The following is a 7,164-nucleotide window of genomic DNA, read 5'->3' as shown; positions in this document are numbered from 1 at the left end:
CGGCAAGTTCAGCCATGTAGAGCGGGTTTTTGTAGCGCATGTCTGGGTTGCAGCACTGGCTCTTCATCGTCGGGCGACGGGTCAGTCGTCCTCGTCTTCGAGGTCCTCTAGCACTTCGAACGGCGACTCGACGTCGCCGCGCCAGGCCTCCAGGCCTTCGCGCACCGCGAGCACCGCCACGACCAGCGCCGCGACCGAGTCAGCCCACCACCAGCCGAACAGGCTGTCGAGGACGAGGCCGATGAACACCGCACCGGAGAGGTAGATGCACAGGATGAGCTGCTTGGCGTCGGCCATCACGCTCTTGGAGCCCAGCTCCCGCCCGGTGCAGACCTCAATCCACGCCAGCAGAGGCATGACGACCAGGCTCAGCGCGGTGATACCGAGACCCAGCGGGCTGCGGTCGGGGCCCTCCTGGCCGACCAGGGCCAGCACCGCGTCGATCGAGACGTAGGCCGCCAGCGCGAAGAACGCGATGCCGATGGCCTTGACGGTGACCGTTTCCCACCGCTCAGGGTCCTTGCGGGTGAACTGCCAGGTGACGGCCGCGGCCGAGAGTACCTCGACAACCGAGTCGAGCCCGAAGCCAATGAGCGCCGCGGACGAGGCGAGGACGCCTGCCCAGACTGCGACGATTGCCTCGATTACGTTGTACGTGATCGTGAAGCCGACGATGAAGCGGACCCGCCGGTGCAGCATCGCGCGGCGTGCGGTGGTCAGGGTCTCGCTCATGCTCCCGCCGCCGTTCCACAGCAGCCCGACACCGAGCATGCCGGGTCGATGCACGGCGCGGCCTCGTCCACCGCGAGCGTGACGTCGATCAGGGACGTCAGCGCCGCGGCGAGGTGCGGGTCGGCGATCTCGTAGCGCGTCTGGCGGCCCTCGGGCTCGGCGACGACGATTCCGCAATCGCGCAGGCAGGTCAGGTGGTTGGACACGTTCGAGCGGGTCAGCTCCAGCTCGCGCGAGAGCACGGCTGGATAGCTCGGGCCGCCGAGGAGGGTCATCAGAATCCGGGAACGTGTCGGGTCGGCCATGGCGCGGCCGAGCCGGTTCATGACGTCGAGGTGTGAAGCAATAGTCAGCATACGATGACTATACAGTGATAACTGACCAATTGTCCACTTGTGCGGACTGCCGCACGTGCTCCGCGCCCTTGCCCTCGGGAGGCAGCAGAGTTCGCGCTCATCAGCGACCACCGCCCATCACGGAAGCGACGGCGGCACGCTGGCGCGAAACCCTGCTGGCGCAGAAGGTTCTGCGGGGTCTTCACCTCAGGGTCTTTACTTGGTGGTCAGCGCGGGCTTGACCTCCTTCACGATTGCATCAAGCATCTTCAGGTTGAAGTCCACGCCCAGCTGGTTCGGAATGGTCAGCAGCACGGTGTCCGCCGCCTGGACCGCCTCATCACGGGCGAGCTCTTCGGCAATGTCCGCCGGATCGCCAATGTAGCTGCGACCAAAGCGGGAGAAGCTGTTGTCAATAATGCCGGTGTAATCCTGCGAGTCCTCCGCGGCGCGGCGACCGAAGTAGCGTGCCGAGGTTTCGTCGATAACGGGCAGCACCGAGCGGGACACCGAAACACGCGGAACACCCGAATTACCCGCCTTTACCCACTCGGAGCGGAAGAGGCGAATCTGCTGCGCCTGCTGCTGATCGAAGGGAATGCCCCTATCTTCCAGCATCAGGGTTGAAGACATGAGATTCAGACCCTTCTGCGCGGTCCACACGGCGGTGCTATCGGTGCCCGCGCCCCACCAGATGCGCTCGCGCAGACCCGGCGACTGCGGCTGGACGGGGGCATACTTGCCCGCCACACGGGCACTGGGCGCCATACCCTCACCCTCGATTGCCTTGAGGAAAATGTCGAGGTGGCGGCGCGCCATATCGCTCTCGTTTTCGCCTTCTGCCGGGTAGTAGCCGAAGCTCTCAAAGCCGCGAATAACGGATTCGGGCGAGCCGCGGGAGACACCGAGCTGCAGTCGGCCCGCCGCAATGAGGTCTGCCATGGCGGCAAGTTCAGCCATGTAGAGCGGGTTTTCGTAGCGCATGTCAATCACGCCGGTGCCGAGCTCGATGCGTTCGGTCTTGGCGGCGATTGCGGAGAGCAGCGGGTAGGGGGTTGCCTGCTGCTGGTCGAAGTGGTGCACGCGGAAGAACGCACCGTCCAGCCCGATGTCTTCGGCACCTACGGCAAGGTCGATTGCCTGGTGCAGAGATTCTGCCGCGGAGGGCACGCGGGAGCCGGGAACCTCAGCCCAGTGGCCGAAGGAGAGGAAGCCGAGCTTCTTCTCCTCACCGCGCATGGGTTCGAGGTGACTGATGCGGATGGATTCGTCGAGCTGCGGGGTGCTGGGGTTAGTGGGGGTGCTCATTGTTTTTCCTTAGCGAGTTGCGCCCGGGTTCGTGTAGTGCCGGGCTAGTGTTTTAAATCTAAACCCAATTACTTTACATGTCAAGTATTTTGTTTCAGGGTATTACGCACAGAGCATCCCTCCCCAACTTTCGCTGCACACACCACCTGCACGCCTCACCCGCCCGCACGCCTCACCCGCACGAGGCACACATACCGCCACAAAATGCTGGCGCAAAATACAGCCGAAAAGGGCACAAAAAAGCCCGGCGGAACGAACGCATCGCACCACCGGGCCCTTCTATTCAACAGCTAAAACTGCAACTACAACGGCAGAAACAAACTGCCCTAGGAACGCTTCACCAGCGGAACCCACAGCTCCATACGGTAATCAGCCGCCTGCATATCGCCGCGACCGTACACCTCAAGGCCACCCACCGGGCGGTACTGCGGATTCTTCGCGAAGAACGCCTCCTCGAAGCTCGCAAAGCCAGCCGGAATGGACTCCGAAATCGGGCCGGTCACCTCAACCACCGCATAGGTGCTCGCAGGCAACTCCAGCACGCCCAGACCAAGCTTCGCCGCGCTCGCCGGCTCCGACACCAGGAAACCCGCCGTGTAGCGGACCTGGCCCTTCGGGTTCGGCTGAGTGCACACGCCCAGGTACTGGGTCACGTTCAGAACATCCAGCATCGCCGGGGACGCCTTCTGATTCAGCTCATCCCACAGCGAGGAGAAGTCGCCGTCCAGGGGGAACACCTGCGAAACGCCGGCAACGACCATCGCCGGGTGTTCCTCAATGCGAGGTTCAGAAATCTGAACCGCGCCGCCCTTAGCGGCTGCCATTAGGCGTTCGCCTCAGCTGCTTCGCGGTCCACCGAGCACTCGGGCACGCAGTGGCGCTTCGCGTCATCAGCTGCGCACTCGGGGCAGAGCAGAACCAGCTCGCGGCAGGAATCGTTGGAGCAGTTCTCGAACTTGTTCGAGGGGGCGCCGCACTGTTCGCACTTGCCGATGGTGACGGTGTCCGGGGTGAATTCCATGTGCATGCGCTTGTCGAAGACGTAGAGCGAGCCTTCCCACAGTTCCTTATCGCCGTACTTCTCGCCGTAACGCACGATGCCGCCGTCGATCTGGTAGATTTCCTTGAAGCCGCGGTTCTTCATGAGCGCGGAGAGAATCTCACAGCGAATACCGCCGGTGCAGTAGGTGACGACCGGCTTGTCCTTAATGTGATCGTACTTGCCGGACTCAATCTCGCGGATGAAGTCGTGGGTGGTGCGCACGTCGGGAACGATAGCGTTCTTGAACTTGCCAATCTTCGCCTCAAACGCGTTACGGCCGTCAAAGAAGACCACTTCGTCGCCGCGCTCTTCAACAAGCTTGTTGACCTCTTCAGGCTTCAGGTGCACGCCGCCACCAACGACGCCGTTCTCGTCCACCTGCAGCTCGTCGGGAGCACCGAAAGCCACAATCTCGTCGCGTGCCTTCACGGACAGGCGGGGGAAGTCCTCCGCGCCACCCTCGGACCACTTGAACTCCATGTTCTTGAAGCCGGGGTACTTGCGGGTTTCCTTGGTGTACGCCTTGACCGCGTTGATTTCGCCGCCGAGGGTGCCGTTAATACCGTGCTTGGAAATGAGGATGCGCCCGCGCAGGCCGAGCTTCTCGCAGAGGGCACGCTGCCAGAGCATGACCGCCTGCGGGTCGGCGATGGGGGCGAACTGGTAATACAGAATAATCTTATTTTGAGCCACGGAACTATTTTATCGTCATATACGTCTAAAGCATGCAAATTTTTTGATATGTGCGCGCTGACTACGGGGTCGGCGGCACAGAAGCGGTGCCTGGGGCGGGGTTAGGTTAGGGGCTAGGCTCGGGGTCGGGGCGGAATCCGAGCGGGTGCGGAACCGGGCTCGGAGCCGGGTTCGGAGCCGGTGTCCAGGGTAGCGCGTGACCGGCGGCAGGTCAGGTTTTAGCCCACCGCTCTACAATGGAACCCATGCCGCACAGCACCTCCTTGCAGAACCCCAACCAGCAGCCCACGCACCAGCCTGTACACCAGCCCGAACAGCCGCAGGGGCAGTCTGCGGCGCGCCCAAAAACGCTACGCTACCGCGAGCTGCCCGCGAGCGCACAGCAGGTGCTGGCATCCTTATTGCCGGAGGCAGAACGCACCGGAACCCTGCCCGAGCAGATGACCCACATTCACACCATTGCCGCCAGGGAGGCGAGCTACGCGCCGTGGCCGCAGTGGTTGCATCCGCGCGTGGTGGAGGCCTTCGAATCGCTCGGTATTGCCGAGCCCTACGCCCACCAGGTGCAGGCGGCAGACGCCGCCCATGCGGGTCTTGATGCGGCGCTGGCGGCGAGTGCGGCACGCTACGGCTGGCAGGCGGGGCGGATTGAGGCTGAGCGTCTTGAGCCTGGGCGCATTGAGGCACCGGCTCCCGCACACGCCGAAGACGCGAAGAGTACCGGCAGCGGCGGGCACGTGATTGTGGCGACTGGCACCGCCTCGGGCAAGACCCTGAGCTACCTGATGCCCACCCTGGACGCTATTTATCGTGCATCCTGTGGCGAGCCGGTGAGCTCAACTTCCGCGTATTCGGTGGCAGAAAACCTCAATAATAGAGCGAACGTTCTCTACATTTCACCGGCGAAGGCACTCTCCGCCGACCAGCTCACCGCCCTCACCTCCTACAACCTACCCGGACTCCACGCGGCAAGCTACGACGGCGACACCCCCACCGGCGAACGCCGCTGGATCCGCGAACACGCCAACTTCATCCTCACCACCCCGGACATGCTCAACTACTCAATCCTGAGCAACCACCGGCAGTGGGCATCCTTCCTGCGCGGGCTGCGCTACGTGGTGCTCGACGAGGCGCACAGCTACCGCGGCGTTTTCGGTGCACACATCGCCAACCTGCTGCGCCGCCTGCGCCGCGTCTGCGCGCTCTACCGCACCGTGCCCGTGTTCTACGGCGCCTCCGCAACCAGCTCCAACCCGGTCGAGTCTTTCTCCAAGCTCATCGGCGTGCCGCAGCAGGCGGTCACCGCCGTTACCGAGTCCACCTCCGCACGCGGTGAAACCACCGTCGCGCTCTGGGAGCCCGAATTCATGCCGCCCAAGGCGCACGATCAGCTCGCCAAGGGCGCCCGCAGCACCCAGCAGCAGGCGGTCCAGTCGAAGGCTGAGCAGGAGGCGCCGCGCCGTGTCTCCCCCGTGGAGCAGGGCGCGCAAATGCTCACCGACCTGGTGCTTTCCCGCACCCGCTCCCTGGTTTTCGCCGGTTCGCGCCGCAGCGTAGAAATCCTCTCTCAGAAAACCCAACGCTACCTCGACGAGGTGGAGGCGGGTCTCTCCCACCGCGTCGCCGCATACCGCGCCGGGTACACCCCCGAAGAGCGCCGCGAACTCGAACGCAAACTCCGCAACGGCGAACTGCTCGGCCTGGCGAGCACCTCCGCACTGGAACTGGGCATCGACATCTCCGGGCTGGACGCCGTACTCGTGGCGGGTTGGCCGGGTACCCGTGCCTCCTTCATGCAGCGCGTGGGCCGCGCGGGTCGAAGCGGTCAGGACGCGCTCGCCGTGCTCATTGCCGACGACAACCCGCTCGACACCTACCTGGTGCACCACCCGGAGGCGATTTTCGGGCAGGAGGTTGAGGCGACCGTTTTCGACCCGACAAACCCGTACGTTCTCTCACCGCAGCTGTGCGCCGCCGCGCAGGAGGCACCCATCCGCGCCGAAGAACTGAGCCTCTTCGGGCCGCATACCGCCGCGCTGCTGGATCGGCTGGTGCAGCAGGGGTACCTGCGTCGCCGCCCGGACGGCTGGTACTGGACGCATGCCGAATCAGCCGCCGACCTGGTCGATATCCGCGGCACCGGCGGTGGACCCTACCAGCTCATCGATGCCGAAGACGGCACCCTGGTTGGCACCATGGACGCCGCGCACGCCATGAGCCAGGGACACCCGGGCGCAATTTACATTCACCAGAGCGCGCAGTATGTGGTTGAGTCCCTCAGCGAGGGCGAGCGCGTGATTCTGCTCAGTCGCGTCTACCCGGACTACTATACGCGCGCCATTGAGAGCACCGAGGTGCGTATTCTGGCGGAGCGTGCGCGGGTTAGTTACGGTGCGCAAAACGCTGTTGGGGAAGCGATTCCCGGCGAGACTGCTCCCAGTGTGCCTACTCCCGGCGAGACTGCTCCCGGCGAACCGCAGCTCGCCCCGCTCACCATGCACCGCGGGCAGGTTCAGGTCACCGATCAGGTCACCGGCTACCGGCGCTTCTCCGTCTACGGCGGCGAATACCTGGGCGAAGAGGCGCAACCCATGCCGCCGGAAGTGCTCATGACCGAGGCGGTCTGGTTCACCTTCGAGCCCAGCTACCTATTCGGCGCGGGCGTGACCGAAGAGGACGGCCCCGGCACCCTGCACGCCGCCGAACACGCCGCCATCGGGCTACTACCGCTCATCGCCACCAGCGACCGCTGGGACTTGGGAGGGCTCTCCACACTGCTTCACGTGGACACCGGCAGACCCACCATTTTCGTCTACGACGCCGCCCCCGGCGGCGCGGGCATTAGCGAGCGCGGCTTCAACGCGGTTACGCAGTGGCTGAGCGCCACCCTCGAAGCCATCGAAAGCTGCGGATGCGACAACGGTTGCCCTTCCTGCGTGCACTCGCCCAAGTGCGGCAACCGCAACGAGCCGCTCAGCAAGCACGGCGCGCGGGCACTACTGCAGGTAATGCTGCGGAGCATGGCGGAGGCGTAGAACGCGCTGGGGTGCGGGG

General features: G+C 64.4%; 6 protein-coding genes. 1 reads left to right on the top strand and 5 read right to left on the bottom strand.

The genetic code is table 11. The features are described 5' to 3' along the window. Positions 1-81: 81 nt before the first annotated feature. The 5 genes from HMPREF3055_RS03895 to HMPREF3055_RS03875 form a co-directional block, all read right to left on the bottom strand. Positions 82-732, bottom strand: a complete 651-nt coding sequence (locus HMPREF3055_RS03895; protein WP_070738078.1) for a cation efflux transmembrane domain-containing protein — start codon at positions 730-732, stop codon at positions 82-84. Then, the gene (locus HMPREF3055_RS03890) at positions 729-1,088 is read right to left on the bottom strand and encodes a Cd(II)/Pb(II)-sensing metalloregulatory transcriptional regulator CmtR (protein WP_049331677.1); all 360 of its coding nucleotides are present in this window, start codon (positions 1,086-1,088) and stop codon (positions 729-731) included. Before HMPREF3055_RS03890 ends, HMPREF3055_RS03895 begins: the two co-directional genes overlap by 4 nt. Positions 1,089-1,283: 195 nt before the next feature. Further along, entirely contained in the window at positions 1,284-2,375 is a 1,092-nt protein-coding gene (locus HMPREF3055_RS03885; RefSeq protein ID WP_070738075.1) for an LLM class flavin-dependent oxidoreductase, read from the bottom strand. A gap of 326 nt (positions 2,376-2,701) precedes the next feature. Next, positions 2,702-3,199, bottom strand: a complete 498-nt coding sequence (locus HMPREF3055_RS03880; protein WP_005504695.1) for a GyrI-like domain-containing protein — start codon at positions 3,197-3,199, stop codon at positions 2,702-2,704. Continuing rightward, positions 3,199-4,110: an oxygen-dependent tRNA uridine(34) hydroxylase TrhO gene (locus HMPREF3055_RS03875; protein ID WP_005504694.1), complete on the bottom strand. Its 912-nt coding sequence runs from the start codon at positions 4,108-4,110 to the stop codon at positions 3,199-3,201. Before HMPREF3055_RS03875 ends, HMPREF3055_RS03880 begins: the two co-directional genes overlap by 1 nt. 236 nt (positions 4,111-4,346) lie before the next feature. Here HMPREF3055_RS03875 and HMPREF3055_RS03870 point away from each other — a divergent pair, with 236 nt between their 5' ends. Then, the gene (locus HMPREF3055_RS03870; RefSeq protein WP_070738072.1) at positions 4,347-7,145 is read left to right on the top strand and encodes a DEAD/DEAH box helicase; all 2,799 of its coding nucleotides are present in this window, start codon (positions 4,347-4,349) and stop codon (positions 7,143-7,145) included. Positions 7,146-7,164: the final 19 nt, after the last annotated feature.

Origin of the sequence: Rothia sp. HMSC061C12 (genome assembly GCF_001815755.1) — a bacterium.
Lineage (GTDB): Bacteria > Actinomycetota > Actinomycetes > Actinomycetales > Micrococcaceae > Rothia > Rothia mucilaginosa.
Note: the sequence above shows the minus strand (reverse complement) of the source record. Positions and strands in the feature narration are given on the sequence as shown.

What these genes read in the sequence shown, in the direction of transcription:
- HMPREF3055_RS03885 (WP_070738075.1), bottom strand. Translation starts at nt 2,375, where the DNA reads ATGAGCACCCCCACTAACCCCAGCACCCCGCAGCTCGACGAATCCATC.
- HMPREF3055_RS03895 (WP_070738078.1), bottom strand. Translation starts at nt 732, where the DNA reads ATGAGCGAGACCCTGACCACCGCACGCCGCGCGATGCTGCACCGGCGG.
- HMPREF3055_RS03890 (WP_049331677.1), bottom strand. Translation starts at nt 1,088, where the DNA reads ATGCTGACTATTGCTTCACACCTCGACGTCATGAACCGGCTCGGCCGC.
- HMPREF3055_RS03870 (WP_070738072.1), top strand. Translation starts at nt 4,347, where the DNA reads ATGGAACCCATGCCGCACAGCACCTCCTTGCAGAACCCCAACCAGCAG.
- HMPREF3055_RS03880 (WP_005504695.1), bottom strand. Translation starts at nt 3,199, where the DNA reads ATGGCAGCCGCTAAGGGCGGCGCGGTTCAGATTTCTGAACCTCGCATT.